Annotated in this window: 16 protein-coding genes and 1 tRNA gene; 7 read left to right on the top strand and 10 right to left on the bottom strand. The window is 63.9% G+C overall.

The window, feature by feature from the left end; translation table 11 throughout:
- Entirely contained in the window at positions 1-426 is a 426-nt protein-coding gene (locus tag IVB48_RS05190; RefSeq protein ID WP_247397974.1) for a GFA family protein, read from the bottom strand.
- Between the two features lie 890 nt (positions 427-1,316).
- Here IVB48_RS05190 and IVB48_RS05185 point away from each other — a divergent pair.
- The 6 genes from IVB48_RS05185 to IVB48_RS05160 are packed head-to-tail and all read left to right on the top strand — an operon-like array spanning position 1,317 to position 6,475.
- Positions 1,317-2,024 (top strand): c-type cytochrome, encoded by a 708-nt coding sequence (locus IVB48_RS05185; RefSeq protein WP_247398200.1) that lies wholly within the window; start codon positions 1,317-1,319, stop codon positions 2,022-2,024.
- 8 nt (positions 2,025-2,032) lie between these two features.
- Positions 2,033-3,295 carry a cytochrome c gene (locus tag IVB48_RS05180; protein ID WP_247397972.1) on the top strand — a complete coding sequence of 421 codons (1,263 nt, stop codon included), beginning with the start codon at positions 2,033-2,035 and terminating at the stop codon, positions 3,293-3,295.
- Positions 3,296-3,302: 7 nt separating this feature from the next.
- Positions 3,303-3,479: a hypothetical protein gene (locus tag IVB48_RS05175; RefSeq protein WP_027566913.1), complete on the top strand. Its 177-nt coding sequence runs from the start codon at positions 3,303-3,305 to the stop codon at positions 3,477-3,479.
- Positions 3,476-4,051 carry a cytochrome C oxidase subunit II gene (locus tag IVB48_RS05170; RefSeq protein WP_247286087.1) on the top strand — a complete coding sequence of 192 codons (576 nt, stop codon included), beginning with the start codon at positions 3,476-3,478 and terminating at the stop codon, positions 4,049-4,051. The genes IVB48_RS05175 and IVB48_RS05170 overlap by 4 nt, the downstream gene beginning before the upstream one ends.
- A complete protein-coding gene (locus IVB48_RS05165) occupies positions 4,038-5,660 on the top strand; it encodes a b(o/a)3-type cytochrome-c oxidase subunit 1 (protein ID WP_247397970.1) in 1,623 nt (540 codons plus the stop codon). The genes IVB48_RS05170 and IVB48_RS05165 overlap by 14 nt, the downstream gene beginning before the upstream one ends.
- Entirely contained in the window at positions 5,660-6,475 is an 816-nt protein-coding gene (locus IVB48_RS05160; RefSeq protein WP_027566910.1) for a c-type cytochrome, read from the top strand. The genes IVB48_RS05165 and IVB48_RS05160 overlap by 1 nt, the downstream gene beginning before the upstream one ends.
- Before the next feature lie 140 nt (positions 6,476-6,615).
- Here the strand turns inward: IVB48_RS05160 and IVB48_RS05155 are convergent, their stop codons facing one another.
- Together IVB48_RS05155 and lipA are read right to left on the bottom strand one after the other, a co-directional pair.
- The gene (locus IVB48_RS05155) at positions 6,616-7,086 is read right to left on the bottom strand and encodes a type II toxin-antitoxin system RatA family toxin (protein WP_007591145.1); all 471 of its coding nucleotides are present in this window, start codon (positions 7,084-7,086) and stop codon (positions 6,616-6,618) included.
- Between the two features lie 6 nt (positions 7,087-7,092).
- A complete protein-coding gene (gene lipA / locus IVB48_RS05150; protein ID WP_247397968.1) occupies positions 7,093-8,049 on the bottom strand; it encodes a lipoyl synthase in 957 nt (318 codons plus the stop codon).
- A gap of 338 nt (positions 8,050-8,387) precedes the next feature.
- Here lipA and IVB48_RS05145 point away from each other — a divergent pair, with 338 nt between their 5' ends.
- Positions 8,388-8,990 carry a DNA-3-methyladenine glycosylase gene (locus IVB48_RS05145; RefSeq protein ID WP_027566908.1) on the top strand — a complete coding sequence of 201 codons (603 nt, stop codon included), beginning with the start codon at positions 8,388-8,390 and terminating at the stop codon, positions 8,988-8,990.
- 2 nt (positions 8,991-8,992) lie between these two features.
- On the opposite strand, the gene IVB48_RS05140 is transcribed toward IVB48_RS05145, so the two are convergent.
- From IVB48_RS05140 to IVB48_RS05110, 7 genes are all read right to left on the bottom strand, one after another.
- A complete protein-coding gene (locus IVB48_RS05140) occupies positions 8,993-11,869 on the bottom strand; it encodes a valine--tRNA ligase (RefSeq protein ID WP_247397966.1) in 2,877 nt (958 codons plus the stop codon).
- 151 nt (positions 11,870-12,020) lie between these two features.
- Entirely contained in the window at positions 12,021-12,794 is a 774-nt protein-coding gene (locus tag IVB48_RS05135) for a DUF2497 domain-containing protein (protein WP_247286094.1), read from the bottom strand.
- Positions 12,795-13,099: 305 nt separating this feature from the next.
- Entirely contained in the window at positions 13,100-14,491 is a 1,392-nt protein-coding gene (locus IVB48_RS05130; RefSeq protein WP_027566905.1) for a TolC family outer membrane protein, read from the bottom strand.
- Between the two features lie 214 nt (positions 14,492-14,705).
- Positions 14,706-15,368 carry a protein-L-isoaspartate O-methyltransferase gene (locus IVB48_RS05125; protein ID WP_247397943.1) on the bottom strand — a complete coding sequence of 221 codons (663 nt, stop codon included), beginning with the start codon at positions 15,366-15,368 and terminating at the stop codon, positions 14,706-14,708.
- A 138-nt stretch (positions 15,369-15,506) separates the two neighbouring features.
- A complete protein-coding gene (locus tag IVB48_RS05120) occupies positions 15,507-15,686 on the bottom strand; it encodes a hypothetical protein (protein ID WP_247397941.1) in 180 nt (59 codons plus the stop codon).
- Positions 15,687-15,862: 176 nt separating this feature from the next.
- Positions 15,863-15,937, bottom strand: a tRNA-Asn gene (locus IVB48_RS05115).
- Between the two features lie 317 nt (positions 15,938-16,254).
- Positions 16,255-16,440, bottom strand: a complete 186-nt coding sequence (locus IVB48_RS05110) for a hypothetical protein (RefSeq protein WP_247397938.1) — start codon at positions 16,438-16,440, stop codon at positions 16,255-16,257.
- Positions 16,441-16,716 lie beyond the last annotated feature (276 nt).

The raw sequence follows: 16,716 nt of genomic DNA, 5'->3' as shown, positions 1-16,716 counted from the left end.
TCAGTCGGCCGAAATGAAGCGGAGCGTGCCGGCCCGCCGCGTCGGCTGGCCGGTGTCGTTGGTGTGGTTGATGCCGTCCATGACCGGCACCTCAGTGAAATCGAACGGGCTTACCCCATCCAGGCAGGCGACGTTGACGGCATAGAGAGATTGGTCGGATCGTCGCTGATGGTGCGTGTAGATTCCGCAACGGGAACAGAAGAAGTGCTGCGCTGATCCGGTATGGAAGCGGTAGCTTGTGAGCGCATCCTCGCCCTGGAGGAACTTGATCCCGCCCATTGCCGCCATGACGACGAGGGCGCCGCGCATGCGGCAGTAGGAGCAGGTGCAGCGGCGGATAGAATTGAAGCCGTCGCTGAGCGTCGCCTCGAAACGCACCGTGCCGCAATGGCACTGGCCGGCCCGAACGTTCGTGTCGCCCATCATGTTGCCGTCTCCCGTTGCTGTCGCTTGTACGTTATCCCAGATCGGGAAACCAAGCCCGTCACGCGGCCGAGCAGCATTCCACGCGAACGGTCCCGCAGCCCGGATGGCGCGAAGCGCATCCGGGCCACAAGACCTTGCGTTCCCCGACGGGCAAAACACACAAACAACGGGTCGCTCGCGCAAAGATATTCCACTTTACCGAAATTCGGCTTTTGCGTATTCCTTCGCCACCTCATCCCGGTCAGAGGGGCGTATCGCGATCGTCACGAAACGTGGGATGAGCTGCGGTGGACGCTAGTCACATTGGCGCGAAGGGCTTCGCCGGGCGGGAAACCGTGAGCGAAGGCATCGCGCACACGACCGATGCTATTAGCGTACGGCAAAACCGTGTCGTCCTGACGCCCGGGGTCTGTGCGTCAAGTCTTGTGGTGATGTGGCGGCCCGACCGGGCATTTGCATCAGCCATCCGCAAGGCGACGGGGGCAATAGTGCATCGCTCCCCGGGGAGAGCTCGGCATAAGCCGTCAAACCACTGCGCAGGGAAGGCCGTGTGTTGGGCTTCACCTGTATGCCGCTGTGCAGCCTCTTGTAGCGCAACCTTCGCACAGTAGACCGTGGGTGCCAGCCGGCACCCGGCCTTCCTGCGCCCTCTGACAGAGGGCGTACGCACACGCCGACTCGGGCAGGAACTGTCGCGAGGTCGCCGCGTTATGTCCAGTTTTCAAAAAGCACGGAAACTTTGTCGAATCCGATCGGGATCGCAGATATCGACCGCGGCCAAACGTCATGGCTTCTGTCTGAACTTGGCGTGGGAAAATTATTGGCGCAATAATGATTCGCTACGTTGCGGCCGGGAATCAACCCGGTCCTGTTTTCTGGAGGGCGACGGCGTGTTCGCTCGCTTCACTGCTCCGGCAATCGCCATTGCCATCCTGAGCGCCTTTGATGGTGCGGCCGCACAAACCGCTAACCAGCCGCCGGATACGATGGCGGCGCGGGTGGAGGCCTGCACGCCCTGTCATGGCAACAAGGGCGAAGGCACCCGCGACGTCTACTTCCCGCGTCTCGCAGGCAAGCCGGCCGGTTATCTCTACAACCAGCTCCTCGCTTTCCGTAGCGGCCGGCGCAAATACCCACCGATGAACTATCTGCTGGAATTCCTGCCCGATCCCTACCTGGAGGCGATGGCGGAATATTTTGCCAGCGAGCACCCGCCGCTGCCACCGCCGGCGCCGAGCGAAGTCAGCAAGGACGTCCTCGCGCACGGTGAGCTGCTCGCCACCAGCGGCGATGCCGGCCGCAACATTCCGGCTTGCGTGAGCTGTCATGGCCCTGGACTGACGGGTATGCAGCCCGGCATCCCCGGCCTGCTCGGCTTGCGCGCCAATTACATCAGCGCCCAGCTCGGCGGCTGGCGTTATGGCACTCGCACCGCGAAATCCCCTGATTGCATGCAGCTCGTCGCCGGTCACTTGACCGAGGCGGACGTCACCGCCATCGCAGCCTGGCTTGCGACGCGGCCTGCCCCCGCGAACCCAGCCCCCGTGCCGAAAGACACCTATGCGCTGCCATTCGGCTGCGGTAGCCAGCCCAACTGACGAGGCGGATGATGGGCTTCAAATTGTCGATCAAGCTCCTGTCCATCAAGTTGCTCGCCATCGCCGCGTTCACCACGGCAGCAGCCGCGCAGGAGAAAGACAAGACCGGCGACATCATCGCGCGCGGGGAATATCTGGCCCGTGCCGGCGACTGCACTGCCTGCCACACCGCGCCGGAAGGACGTCTGTTTGCCGGCGGCCGTGCCATGCCGACACCGTTCGGCACGCTGTACACCTCCAACATCACGCCCGATCCGGAGACAGGCATCGGCAAGTGGAGAGCCGACGACTTCTACAAGACCATGCACAGCGGCCGCTTTCCCGACGGCGGGCTGATCTACCCGGCGATGCCGTTTGCGTCCTACACCAAGGTCACGCGCGCCGACAGCGACGCCATCTTCGCCTATCTGCGCTCGATTGCGCCGGTGAACCAGAAGAACAAGCCGCACGAATTGCGTTTCCCTTACGACAACCGCCAGCTCATCCTCGGCTGGCGCACGCTGTTCTTCAGCGAGGGCGAGTTCAAGCCGGATCCGAAAAAATCGGCGGAATGGAATCGCGGCGCCTATCTGGTCGAGGGCCTCGGCCATTGTGGCATGTGCCATTCGCCGATCAACGCGCTCGGGGGCACCTCGCAATCGGACGCGTTCAAAGGCGGCCTGATCCCGATGCAGAACTGGTACGCGCCCTCGCTGACGTCGAACCGTGAGGCCGGGCTCGGTGACTGGAGCATCAAAGACATCACGGATATGCTCCAGACCGGCGTTTCCATGCGCGGCGTGGTTTACGGCCCGATGGCCGAGGTCGTGCACAACAGTCTGCAATATCTCGATGACGCGGACACCAGGGCGATGGCGGTCTACCTCAAGGGCATCGCGGAGCCCTCGCCTCCGCCGGCCGCGAGCTCGGCGCTGCCGACCAGCGAGAGCAGCCTTCTGATCAGCCTCGGCAAGACCGTCTACGACAAGAACTGCGCGAGCTGTCATGGCACCCAGGGCGAGGGCAAGCCGCCGCACTGGCCGCCGCTCGCCAACAACCAGTCCATCGAGATGCAGTCGGCGGTCAACCCGATCCGCATGGTGCTCAATGGCGGCTATCCGCCGGGCACCAAGGGCAATCCGATGCCCTACGGCATGCCGCCCTTCGCCGGCCTCCTCTCCGACAACGAGGTCGCCGCCGTCGTCTCCTACATCCGCACCGCCTGGGGCAATCGCGGCACGCCGGTCTCGGCGCGCGAGGCCAACGAGCTGCGCTCGGCACCGCTGAACTGAGGGCCCCATGTTCAATTCCGACCCGCCAACCAGCCCAGCCGTCGCCGACCAGGCCATCGAGGAAGTCGTGGCGCAGGGCCCATCCGGCGCGATAGTGGTCGCCGGCATCGCCACGGCCTGCGTGGTCGCGATGTGGTTCGCCTTCTATCTGTTCGTGTTCCTGCCGCGCGGCTCGCTGCAATGAGCGTCGAGGGAGCCCACAGCAACGGTAGCGCCAGCGCCGAGGTCGCAGCCCGCGTCGAGCGGCGCTGGGCCACCATCGCCGTGATCATCGTCGTGATGATGGCGCTGCTGGCGGCATTCGCCGGTATCCATCGCGCGACCATGCCGCAGCCGCGCGTCGAAACCACCGATCCCTCGCGGCTGCATCTGAGCGGTGAATTCGTCGAAAGCAATCTCGGCAGCGTGCTGGAGGCCAACGGCAATGTCACCGTGCGCGCGATTGGCCAGCAATATTCCTTCACGCCGGCCTGCATCGTGGTGCCCGTCGACACGCCGATCACGCTGCGCGCCACCAGCGCCGATGTCGTCCACGGCATCCTGATCCAGGGCACCAACGTCAACACCATGCTGGTGCCGGGCTACATCTCCGAGCAGCTCATGCGCTTTACGAAGAGCGGCGACTATCTGATGCCCTGCCAGGAGTTTTGCTCCTTCGGCCATGAGGGCATGTGGGGCAAGGTCAAAGTGATCGACAAGACGGACTTCGCGAACCGCGCGAAGGGTGGCGGGAGGCTGAGCTGTGTTGGTCAATAGAAAGCTCATCCTCGCCCATTTCTGGCTGGCCTTCGCCGTGTTCGGCATCGCGCTCACGCTCGGCGCCTGGCAGATGTTCATCCGCAGCCCGATCGGCACTTGGCTGTCCAATCCCGAACTCTATTACCGCTCGCTGACCGCGCACGGCACGGTGATGGGCTATGTCTTCCCGACGCTGGTCGCGATGGGGTTTGGCTATGCCATTAGCGAGTCCGCGCTGGAGCAGCGGCTGGTCGGTGTGCGCTGGGCTTGGGCCGGATTCTGGCTGATTGTGGTCGGCGCGATCATGGCGATGGTCCCGGTCGGGCTCGGCCGCGCTTCGGTGCTCTACACGTTCTACCCGCCGCTGATCGGCAACGTGTTCTACTATCTTGGCGTCGTGCTGGTCGTGGTCGGCTCCTGGATCTGGGTCGCGCTGATGTCGATCAATCTGCGCGTCTGGCGCAAGGCCCATCCCGGCGCGCCGGTGCCGCTGGCGATGTTCGCGAATGTCGCGGGCTCGTATCTGTGGGCCTGGACTGCGGTCGGTGCCGCGCTCGAGCTGCTGCTGCAGATCATTCCGGTCGCGGCGGGGCTGAAGGCCACCATCGACGCCGGCCTTGCGCGCGTGTTCTTCTCCTGGACGCTGCACGCCATCGTCTATTTCTGGCTGATGCCGACCTACATCGCCTATTACACCATCGTGCCGCGTGCGATCGGCGGCCGCGTCTATTCCGACAGCATGGCGCGCATTTCCTTCATCCTGTTCCTGGTGGTGGCGATGCCGATCGGCATGCACCACACCTTCGCGGATCCGCAGGTCGGCGCCGGCTTCAAGTTCATCCATTCGGCTTTCACGGCGCTGGTCGCGCTGCCGACGCTGCTGACCGTGTTCACGATCTGCGCCTCCGTCGAGATCGCGGCGCGCCTGCGCGGCGGCCGCGGCATGTTCGGCTGGATCAGGGCCCTGCCCTGGGACAATCCGATGATGCTGGCCCTCGCCTTTTCATTCGTCATGCTCGGCTTCGGTGGCGCCGGCGGCCTCATCAACATGAGCTATCAGCTCGATGCGTCGATCCACAACACGCAGTGGATCACCGGCCATTTCCACCTGATCTTCGGCGGCGCCATCGTGATCATGTATTTTGCGATCGCCTATGATCTGTGGCCGCATCTGACCGCGCGCGAGCTGATCGACGTCCGCCTGATCCGCAGCCAGCTCTGGCTGTGGTTCATCGGCATGATCGTCACGACCTTTCCCTGGCACTGGGTCGGCATTCTCGGCATGCCGCGCCGCATGGCCTATTTCGACTTCGGAGACCCCGCGATCGCGCCGCAGGCCCTCTCGGTCACCCTCTCGGCCATCGGCGGCTTCATCCTGTTGGTGTCGGGCATCATGTTCATCGTTATCCTTGCTCGCGGCATGCGCGCGCCGCAGGTCGACGCCGGCCCCTATCGCTTCGCGCTGGCGGTGCACCAGCCCACAACGGTCCCCGTCGCGTTCAACACTCATGCGCTGTGGGTGGCGCTGATGATCGCGCTCACCCTCACCAATTACGGCTATCCGATCCTGAATCTGGCGCTGACCGAGGGCACCTCTGTGCCAGCCGTTTATGTGGGAGCGCAGTGATGAGCACGCGCGACCTCTTCACCTTCACCAATCGTCATTTCAAGGCGAGTGTGATCATCACCGCCGCGATCCTGATCGTCACGGCGATTGCGGGCTTCCTCGTGCTGCCCTTCGCACAGCCCTGGGTTCAGTTCGCCGACGTCTGGGACGCGATCTGCAGCGCTGCCGGTGTGCCGCAACGCGCAGCGAGCGTGACTACGCCGGAGCAGACCAGGCGCCTCTCGGGGGTCGTGCTGACGTCGAACACGCTGGCACGCCCGAACCAGGAGGCGATCGGACGCGGCGCCACGCTGGCGCAGCGTTGCGCGATCTGTCATGGCCCGACCGGTGTCAGCCGCGCGGACTCGCCCAATCTCGCCGGCCAGTACGCGGCCGTGATCTACAAGGAGCTGCATGATTTCCGCACCGGCGCGCGCGCCAACGCCGTGATGTCGCCGTTCGCCGTGAATTTGACGGACCAGGAGATCGCAGATCTCTCGAACTATTACGCTTACCTGCCGCGGCTGCCGGCCTATCACCCGACGCCGCAACTGCCGAAGCCAAGCATCGTGATCTACGGCGCACCGATGCGCGGCATCGCGCCCTGCGGCGCCTGCCACGGTAGCCTCGACAACAAAACCGGCAGCCCGTGGCTCGAAGGCCAGTCCGAGGCCTACATGAAGGCGCAGCTGCAGGCCTTTGCCTCCGGCGAGCGCCGCAATGACATCAGCCAGCAGATGCGCAACATCGCGCGTGCGATGACCCCGCAGGAAATCGAGCAGGCCGCAGCGTATTATGCCTCGCAGCCGCCGGATGTGGTGAAGGCGGTGGATTGAAATCTTGGCACGCCTGCCTTCCCCATCGTCATTGCGAGCGCAGCGAAGCAATCCAGAGTCACTCCGCGGAGGGATCTGGATTGCTTCGTCGCAAGGGCTCCTCGTAATGACGGAGGAGAGAGCGTGCCCGTCCGCAACCACTATGACGACGCCAGCTTCCGCCGTCCGTAGATCGCATCCGCCCGCTTCTCGAACGCGATGGAAAATCGCGCGAACGCGGCGTCGAACATCGAGCCCATCAGGAGCGCCAGCATGCGGCTCTTGAACTCGTAAGCGAGGAAGAAACCAACGTCGCAAACACTCTCGCCTTTGGGCTCGAACGTCCAGCGGTTTTCCAGATTGCTGAAGGGACCTTGCAGATATTCGACCAGGATCTTCAAATTGGCGCGGTCAAGCGTCACGCGGCTGGTGAAGGATTCCCTGACCAGCTTGAACGACACCGTCATGTCTGCGACCAGCACCTCGGTGCCGTCGGGTTTCGCCATGCGCTGACGGACCTTCAGCGCGCTGCACAGCGGCACGAATTCCGGGTAGCGCTCGACGTCAGCCACCAGATCAAACATCTCGGACGCGCTGTGATCGACACGGCGCTTGCTCGAAAAATTGGGCATGGCGATTCAGCGGGCGCTTGCTGCCCGCGCGGCCTTCAGTTTCGCAAAATCCTCGCCGGCATGATGCGACGAACGGGTGAGCGGGCTCGCCGACACCATCAGGAAGCCCTTGGTGTAGGCGACCTTCTCGTAGGACGAAAACTCGTCCGGCGGCACGTAACGCATCACGGCGTGATGCTTGCGGGTCGGCTGGAGATATTGCCCGATGGTCAGGAAATCGACGTCGGCGGAACGCAGATCGTCCATCACCTGCTGCACCTCGTGGCGCTCTTCCCCGAGGCCGACCATGATGCCGGACTTGGTGAAGATGGTGGGATCGAGCTCCTTGACCCGCTGCAGCAGCCGGATCGAATGGAAATAGCGCGCGCCCGGCCGCACCGTGAGATAGCACGACGGCACGGTCTCGAGATTGTGGTTGAACACGTCGGGCTTCGCCGCGACGATGACCTCCAGCGCCCCCTCCTTGCGCAGGAAATCGGGCGTCAGGATCTCGATCGTGGTCGAGGGGCACGCAGCGCGGATCGCGCGGATGGTCTGGGCGAAATGCTCGGCGCCGCCGTCAGCGAGATCGTCGCGGTCAACAGACGTGATGACGACATGAGCAAGCCCGAGCTTGGCCACGGCCTCGCCGACGTTCTGCGGCTCGGCCGCGTCGAGCGCGTTGGGCATGCCGGTCTTGACGTTGCAGAAGGCACAGGCGCGGGTGCAGGTGTCGCCCATGATCATGAAGGTCGCGTGCTTCTTGTCCCAGCATTCGCCGATATTCGGGCAGCCCGCCTCCTCGCACACCGTATGCAGGCCGTTGGCGCGCACGATGTTGCGGGTGTCGGCATAGCCGCGGGTGTTGGGCGCGCGTACGCGGATCCAGTCCGGCTTCGGCGGCGAAGCGGAATCGGGCCGGTTCACCTTTTCGGGGTGACGTGGGCGCAGCGGGTTCGAGATGGTATCGACAATAACGACCATGGGGTGTCCGGGCTGACCAAGTCCTACCTAATCGGTCTGGCCGGGCATCGCAACCCGGCTCGCCCCGCTTCAGGGAACATGGCAGATATGGGGGCAGTTGAGCAAAATCAATGACTTCCCACAGTTGCTTTTCCCACAACACCGTCATGTGGCGTCATGTGCAGTCAACCGAATTGGGAAACACTTTTCGATTGTAATTTATACATACTACCACCTCGCGCTTTATGAGCGGAAAACTCTCAAAAAACTGTGGGAAGTCATTGAAATCATTGAGGTTGGTGTGTCCATGGCAGATATGGGCAATATCCTGCTCTGTTCTCTGGCGATTCTCACCTCGAATGGCTCCAGTCTCGAAACCTTCCACACCCCGGCTCGGCAAAGCCCTGAAGCGTGCCTTTTTCGCGCGCAGCGTCCACGAGGTCGCGCCCGACTTGATCGGCGCGACCATGCTTGTCGACGGCGTCGGCGGGATCATCGTCGAGGTCGAAGCCTATCATCATACCGAGCCGGCGGCGCACTCCTACAATGGCCCCACGCCGCGGAGCCAGGTGATGTTCGGCCCGCCCGGCTTTGCCTATGTCTACCGCTCCTACGGCATCCATTGGTGCGTGAACTTCGTCTGCGAGGAAGAAGGCTCGGCGAGCGCCGTGCTGATCCGCGCGCTGGAGCCGACCCACGGCATCGCCGCGATGCGTCGGCGGCGCCATCTCCAGGATTTGCACGCGTTGTGCTCGGGCCCGGGCAAGCTGACCGAAGCGCTCGGCATCACCATCGCGCACAATGCCTTGCCGCTGGACCGCCCGCCGATCGCGCTGCATGCGCGGACGGAGGATCTGGAGGTCGTGGCCGGAATCCGGATCGGCATCACCAAGGCCGTCGAGCTGCCCTGGCGCTATGGCGTCAGGGGCTCGAAATTCCTCAGCAAGCCGTTTCCGAAATAAGCCTACGAGGCCTGCTTCAGCCGCTCCAGCGCCTCGAGGAGCTTGGCCTTGCGGGCGAGCGCAGCCTCACGCTTTTCGCGCTCCTCCTCGACGACCTCCTCGGCCGCGTTGGCCACGAATTTCTCGTTCGCCAGCTTGGACTCGGCGCGCTTGATGTCGGAATCGGCCTTCCCGATCTCCTTGTCGAGACGCGTGCGCTCGGCGGCGACGTCGATCACGCCCTTCAGCGGCAGCGCAGCCACCTCGCCGCGCACCAGGAGCTGGACCGCGCCGTCGGGCGCACGGTCGGCGAAGGAGATGTCCGACAGCCGCGCCATGCGCTTGATGACGTCGCTCCAGCGCGGCGCGCGCTCCTTCGTCTCGGCCGAGGCGCCTGCGAGCACCAGCGCCGTCAGGGTCGCCGGTGGAATGTTCATCTCGGCGCGCACCGAACGGATCTGCGTGACGAGGTCGATCACCCAGCCGATCTCGGCCTCGGCCGCGGGATCGGTGAAGTCGGCATGGTCGAAGATCGGCAGCACCCAAACCGGCGAGACGAGCGCGTCGGTCGGCCCCGTCGTCGCCGCGAGCATCGCAAGCTGCTCCGGCGTCGGCCCGGCCGGCTTCAGCGGCCACGGCGCCAGCGCGAGCAGACCGTCGCGCTTGGCCGTGACCTCCCACAGCTCCTCGGTGATGAAGGGCATGAAGGGGTGCAGCAGTTTCAGGATCTCGTCGCGCGCCCATGCCACCATGGCGCGGGTCTCGGCCTTGGCAGGGCTGTCGGGGCCGAGCAGCACGGGTTTTGCGAGCTCGAGATACCAGTCGCAATAGACGTTCCAGACGAAGCGGTAGATGCTGCCGGCGGCGTCGTTGAAGCGATAGGCCTCGATCGCCTCGGTCACCTCGCGCGTGGTGTGCGCGCTCTCATGCGCGATCCAGCGGTTCAGCGTCTCCTTGACCTTCGCCGGCTCGAAACCCTCGGGCACGGCGCAGTGGTTCATCTCCGCAAAGCGCGACGCATTCCAGAGCTTGGTCGCGAAATTGCGATAGCCCTCGACACGGCTGGTGGCGAGCTTGATGTCGCGGCCCTGCGCGGCCATCGCGGCCAGCGTGAAGCGCAGCGCGTCCGCGCCATACTGGTCGATCAGGCTGAGCGGATCGATGACATTGCCCTTCGACTTCGACATCTTGGCGCCCTTCTCGTCTCGGACGAGGGCGTGGATGTAGATCGTCGAGAACGGCACCTCCTTCATGAAGTGCAGCCCCATCATCATCATGCGGGCGACCCAGAAGAAGATGATGTCGAAGCCGGTCACCAGCGCGTCGGTGGGATAGTAGCGCTGCACTTCCGGCGCGTCCGCGGGCCAGCCGAGGGTCGAGAACGGCCACAGCGCCGAGGAGAACCAGGTGTCGAGCACGTCCTCGTCGCGCGTGATGAAGCCGTCACGCTTGTTGCGGTCGAGCGCCATCTCGCGGCCCTGCTCGACCGTGATGACTTCCTGCTCGACGTAATAGCCGAGGGCGTGGCTGACGGCCTCCTCCTCGGTCTCGGCGACGAACACCTTGCCGTCGGGACCGTACCAGGCCGGAATCTGGTGGCCCCACCAGAGCTGGCGCGAGATGCACCATGGCTGGATGTTCTCCATCCACTCGAAATAGGTCTTTTCCCAGTTCTTCGGCACGAAGGTGGTTTCGCCCGAACGCACGGCGGCCATCGCCGGCTTCGCCAGCGTCTTGGCGTCGACATACCATTGGTCGGTGAGATAGGGCTCGATCACCGTGCCGGAGCGGTCGCCATGCGGCACCATGTGGGTGTGGGGCTCGATCCGCTCGACGAAGCCGAACGATTCTAGCCGCTCGACGATGCGCTTGCGCGCTGCAAAGCGATCGAGCTTGTTGAACTCCTCGGCGAACTGCGCGGCACCTGCCGGCAGGTCGCGCAGATAATCTTCGTTGTCGAGGAGATCGAGGCAACCCTCCTTGTCGATGACGCTGATCCGGGCGAGGCCATGGCGATTGCCGACCTCGAAGTCGTTGAAGTCGTGCGCCGGTGTCACCTTGACCGCGCCCGAGCCCTTCTCCGGATCGGAATAATCGTCGGCGACGATCCGGATCTTGCGGCCGACCAGCGGCAGGATCACGTTCTTGCCGACCAGCTTCTGATAGCGCTCGTCATCGGGATGCACGGCGACGCCGGTATCGCCGAGCATGGTCTCCGGGCGCGTGGTGGCAACGACGATGAAGCTCGAGGGATCCTCGGGGCTGAAAGTCTTACCCTCGATCGGATAGCGCAGGTACCAGAGGCTGCCCTTGACCTCGGTCTGCTGCACTTCGAGATCGGAGATCGCGGTGAGCAGCTTGGTGTCCCAGTTCACCAGCCGCTTGTCCTTGTAGATCAGGCCGTCGCGGTGCAGCTCGACGAAGACCTTGACCACGGCCTTGGAGAGGCCCTCGTCCATGGTGAAGCGTTCGCGCGACCAGTCGCAGGAGGCGCCGAGCCGCTTGAGCTGGTTGATGATGGTGTCGCCGCTCTCGGCCTTCCACTGCCAGACCCGCTCCAGAAACTTCTCGCGGCCCATCTCGCGACGGCTGGGCTGCTGGCGCTCCATCAGCTGCCGCTCCACCACCATCTGGGTGGCGATGCCGGCATGGTCGGTGCCGGGCTGCCACAGCACGTCGCGGCCGCGCATGCGCTCGAACCGGCACAGGATGTCCTGGAGCGTGTTGTTGAGGGCGTGGCCCATGTGGAGCGAGCCCGTCACGTTCGGCGGCGGGATCACGATGGTAAAGGGCACTGCGTCGCGACGGTCCGGGCGGCCGGCCCTGAAGGCAAGGCTGTCCTCCCACACCACGGACATGCGGGCTTCGATATCGGCGGGCTGGTAATTTTTCTCGATCATGGCGCTGTTAGAAAGCCGCGCACGGGGTCCAAGTCAACGGACAAGTCAACGGAAAGCTCAACGGGAAGCCAGGCGGCAACAAAGCTTTCCGGGTCCGGTCGGGAGGCTGAATCACGACAAGCAGGGCTTTCTGAGGGCTCTGCGGCCCGATTTACCTGCCGCCGCGCGATACCCGCTCGATTTCCGCCTTCACGATGCGTTCGACCAGGCCCGGCAAATTGTCGTCCAGCCACGATTTCAGCATCGGACGCAGCATCTCCTTGACCAGATCCTCCAGCGTTCGCGCATTGCTGCTAAGCACAGTGTGGGCCAGGGAATTGAAGGCGGATTCGACCGCGGAGACCGTCGATTGCGCCAAGATCGGCTGTTGGGGCGGCAGTGGCGGCGCATCGAAGTCCACCGGCGCATAGGATGCCGGCGTCGGACGCGGCGGCGGCGATTCGGCGAATTCGAGATCGTCGCGCGGCTCGACCTTGCGGAAGCTCGGCGGCGGCGGAGATGGCGTTGGCTCCATCGCCAGCGCCATATCGTCGGTCAATTCCAGCACGTCGGGCTCAGGTTCGGGCTCCGGCTCGGGAGCACGGATTTCCGGCGCAGCGGTGGCCGTGTCGAGGCCAGCTAGCAGTGCGTCGATATCGTCCTGATTGTTGGATGCATCCGCCTCGGGTGCCGGGGCTGGCGGCGCTGCCGGCTTTGCAGCCGGAGCCGGTGCGGGCTTCTCGGCGGCCGCTTTGGGCGGCGCGACCTTGGATGGCGGAATATCGTTGATCGCCTGCGGCTTCGGTGGCGCGGCGGGGGCGGCAGCTTTCTCGGGCTTGGCAGCATCCGCCGGCGGCGGCTTGGCCTCATCGTCGGCAATGATGCGCCGGATCGAGGCCAGAATCTCCTCCATCGAGGGTTCTGTGACCTTTGCAGGCTGCGTCATCTCCGACTCCACATCATCAACGCCCTCGCATGCGTTGTTTTACACCAAGCACGACAGGATTGGCCGGTTCCGGATGGGTGGCCCGACATTTTCGTCACGGCAGCCCGACTTGTCCCCAGATGACGGCTCAACGTGCAGCGGTGCGCCCCTGCCCTCGGCACTCATGCTTTACGCACACGGCATCGGATGCAGAGCGAATCGGCCCGCATCTTCTTGGCAAGGCTATGTCAGGGATTTTGCTGATTGCAAGCAAAGCACCGGTCGGCTTCGACTATTCGCGAGGCCGACCGGACGATTACGGGACTCTAGCGTCCGTCAGGCGTGCGCACGCCGGCCCAGCTGTCGCGAACCTGTTGGTAGTGAACGCTGGGATCGTAGACCGTGGTGTTGAGGCCGAGGACTTGCGGCGCGAGACGGCCGACCGCATTGAGCACCGAATAGGACGCCACCACGCGGTCATGCTGGGCAGTGACGAGCGCAACGCGTGCGTTCACCAGCGCCTGCTGCGCGTTGAGCACGTCCAGCGTGGTACGCTGGCCGGCCTTGGCTTCTTCGCGCACGCCGTTCAGCGCGATCTCGGAAGCCGTGACCTGCGCCTGCGCAGATTGTACCTGCGCCTTGCCGGCTTCCAACTGCCCCCAGGCCTGCACGACGTTGGCACGGGTCTGGTCGCGGGTGGTTTCGAGATTCAGGCGCTGCTGCGCCAGGTTCTCTTTCGATTGGCGGATGAGCGCATATTCAGCGCCGCCCTGATAGATCGGCACGGAGGCGGTCGCGATGGCGGAAGCGGTCGTCGTTCGGAAGACCGTCAGGGTCTGCTGGTACGACTGGGTGATGCCAGCCTGAACCGTGAGGGTCGGCAGCAGCGCGCCTTCGTTGATCTTGACCTGAAGATAATTGACATCGATGCCGAACATCGAGGCCGTGACGTTGGGGTTCTCCACCAGGCTGAGACCGACGGCGGAGGCGAGCGTCCCGGGCAGGAAACGATCGACGGGCGAGCCCGGCGCAAGGTTCGTCGGCTCATTGCCGATGATGCGGCGGAAATTCGCGCGCGTCGTCGTGAGATTCGATTCGGCAGTCAGTGCTTGGGTCCTGCCGGCCGCGAGCTGCGCTTCGGATTGCGCCACGTCCGTGCGCGTCACCTCGCCGACATTGAAGCGATCGCGGGTCTGCTTGAGCGTCTGTTCGAGCACGCGCACGTTGCTGCGCTGAACTTCGAGGGTGGCGGAGTCACGAAGATAATCCATGTAGCTGGTGGCAGCCTGCAACAGGACCGTCTGCTCGAGCACGCGCAACGCCTCGCGGGATCCCGAGACCTGGCTCTCCGCCGCGCGCGTCCTGTTGGCGGTCTGATTGCCGTTGTAGAGCGTCTGGTTGATGGTCAGGCTGGCGCTATTGGGCTGAAGGGGCGGGTCGCTATGGATCGGCAGACCCTTCTGCTGCTGCTGAATGTCCTGATATTGATAGCCGGTGCTGAGGTTGACTCCGACCTTGGGGCGATAGCCCGACAGCGCCTGTGGCACGTTTTCGTCAGTCGAGCGCACCTGGGCGCGCTGCGCGTTAAGCTGCGGATTGTTCTGATAGGCGCGCACCAGCGCAGCCTCGATCGTATCCGCCAAGGCAGGCGTCGGCGCGACAAGCGCCAGCAGCAGGACCGAAACCGCTGCTCCGGTGAAGAGCTTCACCCCATGCATCCAAAAATTCCGTTCATTCTAACGCCCGGCTCGTGCCCGCGAGCTGGGTTACCGTCTACGAGTGGAGTCGTTGCCCCGCCGCAACATAGGACGCGGTCAAGCGCGACGGAACTACCTGAGGGTGGTTCTCAGTGGAAACTCTTCACGTGCAGCATCCCGGCCACACTTCTGATTCAGAACGGGATTTTAACGGGCTAAAGCCGCTATCGGGCCGTCAGAATACGAAGGCGGCGGCCCGTTCCAGCCCGGGAAGGACCGGGGCCGCGGCATCGAACAGCGCCCGATGGCCGAATTCGCCGTGGGTATGGGTCACGATCATGGCGCGCGGCGGCCTGGATTCGGCCGAAACCCCCAACAGGCGCCCACCCTCCTTGAGCTGCCCGAGCAGCCCTGCCGGCGTCACCTCGATGGCGCCGTTGAGGACGATCACATCATAGGGACCAGCAGCAGTATCACCCTCGGTGCAGGCCGCGGCCTTGCAGGCCACGTTGGCAAGCCCGAGGGCGGCGAAGGCGTCATTGGCCTTCTTGGCCAGCGCCGAATCGCATTCCGTCGCGGTGACCTGGCGTGCGAGCTTGGCGGCCAGCGCAGCGAGATAGCCCGTGGCGCAGCCGACGACCAGCACGTTGTCGTCCTCGCCGATCTCGGCGGCCTGGAGCAGCTTGCCGGTCAGCTGCGGCTTGATCAGGAACCGCTTGACGCCGCCCTCGCTGACGTCGAGATCGAGGTCGAGATACGCCACTGCCTGCCGGCTGGCCGGCACGAAGGCCTCGCGCGGAACCGTGAGCATGGCGTCGAGAACACGACGGTCGGTGACGTCACTGGTGCGCACCTGGCCATCGACCATTTTTAGGCGCGCCGTCGAGAAAACGGACATTTGCGGACCCTGCAAGGCGGACGATGCCGCGGACGAAAGTTGGCGGCATCTTTGGAGCAGGCCCTGCAAAAACGCAACATGGCTTTGGCCCAGCGAACCGGGCCTTTCCGCAACTCGCAACGTCCAGGGTGAGCCGGCCTATTCGATGGTGACGGCGAGGCGGCCGATCAGTGCGGCGACTTCATCCAGCCGTGCCGAATCGTGGGTCTCGACCGCGCGCGCCAGACAGGCGAGGCATTCGTCGTCGCTGAGTTCGGGGATGTCCGCCGGCAAAGTGGAGGGAGCCAGCGGGGAACGGTCGACCTGGATGTCTCGCATGGGAATCAGCTCCGTAAAGGACCGGCCTCTGGAAGCTCGATTTCAATTGAGTCGTTTTGGCGTCGCCGCGGAGAACACGGGCTCGCCACGGTACACATCTAATTGAGAATTTGCCGCAACGAGATCGCACGCCAGATCAGAGTCTTGACGCAAGTTATTGAAAATGAAACGGAATTTGGCTCCCCGGGCTGGATTCGAACCAGCGACCATCCGATTAACAGTCGGATGCTCTACCGCTGAGCTACCGAGGAAAAGGGCGAACCCGTCGTTCGCGCGCGGCTGCGTATAACAAAGCCGCTTGCGCTTGCAAAGGACGAATTCGCCATCTCGCACATTGCGGCGAGGAAGGGCGCTTGGCCCCTCCTCCGCCTGGCCTCAGGTCAAGTTACTCGGCGACGAACGAAGTGGTCTTGGTGCCGGAATCGTAGCGCAGCCGAAGCGCGGTGAACTTGCAGAGGTTGACGTTCTTCCAGAGCACGGTCTCGTCATAGTTCTGCCAGTCGACGCGGACGTTCCAGACGCATCCTTCGTCGTCATCGTCGAACTCGACATAAGTGCTCGCCTGGTTCTACAAAACCTTGTCCAGCTCGTTGTCCCATTCGTCCATGCCGTCATCCGGGGCGTTGAAGCCCAGGAATTTGATCGCATAGCCGGTCTCGTTGACGACAGTGACGTTGCGCGCGTCAGCCGCGAAAGACGGCGCGGCGGCAATCGATAGACCGATCGCAATCAGTGCAGATAGAAAATACTTCATATGAAATTCCCCCGATCGAAACGGGCTTTCGGTGCCTGACGTCGATCGGCGCAGGCGCCGCGGCAACCAATGGCGTTGCCTCGAAGGATTCGTCGGAGGCGCAATCGAAAGGTTCAAGACGCGATCGATCCGCCTCCGGCGCGTTGCACGACGCGAGACGCGCAACGAGCTAATTCTTACCGATTCGAATTCTCCGCAGCAATGAACCGGCATTCATAGATCGGCGCGGTTGCAGTCTCCGGCGCGGGCGCCGCATGCTGACGGGCAACGCAAGGT

The organism is Bradyrhizobium sp. 76, from assembly GCF_023073025.1.
Lineage (GTDB): Bacteria > Pseudomonadota > Alphaproteobacteria > Rhizobiales > Xanthobacteraceae > Bradyrhizobium.
Note: the sequence above shows the minus strand (reverse complement) of the source record. Positions and strands in the feature narration are given on the sequence as shown.

Excerpts from the sequence above, each read along its gene's own strand:
- IVB48_RS05160 (WP_027566910.1), top strand. The coding sequence starts at position 5,660 with ATGAGCACGCGCGACCTCTTCACCTTCACCAATCGTCATTTCAAGGCG.
- IVB48_RS05190 (WP_247397974.1), bottom strand. The coding sequence starts at position 426 with ATGATGGGCGACACGAACGTTCGGGCCGGCCAGTGCCATTGCGGCACG.
- IVB48_RS05180 (WP_247397972.1), top strand. The coding sequence starts at position 2,033 with ATGATGGGCTTCAAATTGTCGATCAAGCTCCTGTCCATCAAGTTGCTC.
- IVB48_RS05120 (WP_247397941.1), bottom strand. The coding sequence starts at position 15,686 with ATGCGAGACATCCAGGTCGACCGTTCCCCGCTGGCTCCCTCCACTTTG.
- IVB48_RS05135 (WP_247286094.1), bottom strand. The coding sequence starts at position 12,794 with ATGACGCAGCCTGCAAAGGTCACAGAACCCTCGATGGAGGAGATTCTG.
- IVB48_RS05140 (WP_247397966.1), bottom strand. The coding sequence starts at position 11,869 with ATGATCGAGAAAAATTACCAGCCCGCCGATATCGAAGCCCGCATGTCC.
- IVB48_RS05145 (WP_027566908.1), top strand. The coding sequence starts at position 8,388 with ATGGCTCCAGTCTCGAAACCTTCCACACCCCGGCTCGGCAAAGCCCTG.
- IVB48_RS05110 (WP_247397938.1), bottom strand. The coding sequence starts at position 16,440 with ATGAAGTATTTTCTATCTGCACTGATTGCGATCGGTCTATCGATTGCC.
- IVB48_RS05175 (WP_027566913.1), top strand. The coding sequence starts at position 3,303 with ATGTTCAATTCCGACCCGCCAACCAGCCCAGCCGTCGCCGACCAGGCC.
- IVB48_RS05130 (WP_027566905.1), bottom strand. The coding sequence starts at position 14,491 with ATGCATGGGGTGAAGCTCTTCACCGGAGCAGCGGTTTCGGTCCTGCTG.
- IVB48_RS05155 (WP_007591145.1), bottom strand. The coding sequence starts at position 7,086 with ATGCCCAATTTTTCGAGCAAGCGCCGTGTCGATCACAGCGCGTCCGAG.
- lipA (WP_247397968.1), bottom strand. The coding sequence starts at position 8,049 with ATGGTCGTTATTGTCGATACCATCTCGAACCCGCTGCGCCCACGTCAC.
- IVB48_RS05170 (WP_247286087.1), top strand. The coding sequence starts at position 3,476 with ATGAGCGTCGAGGGAGCCCACAGCAACGGTAGCGCCAGCGCCGAGGTC.
- IVB48_RS05125 (WP_247397943.1), bottom strand. The coding sequence starts at position 15,368 with ATGTCCGTTTTCTCGACGGCGCGCCTAAAAATGGTCGATGGCCAGGTG.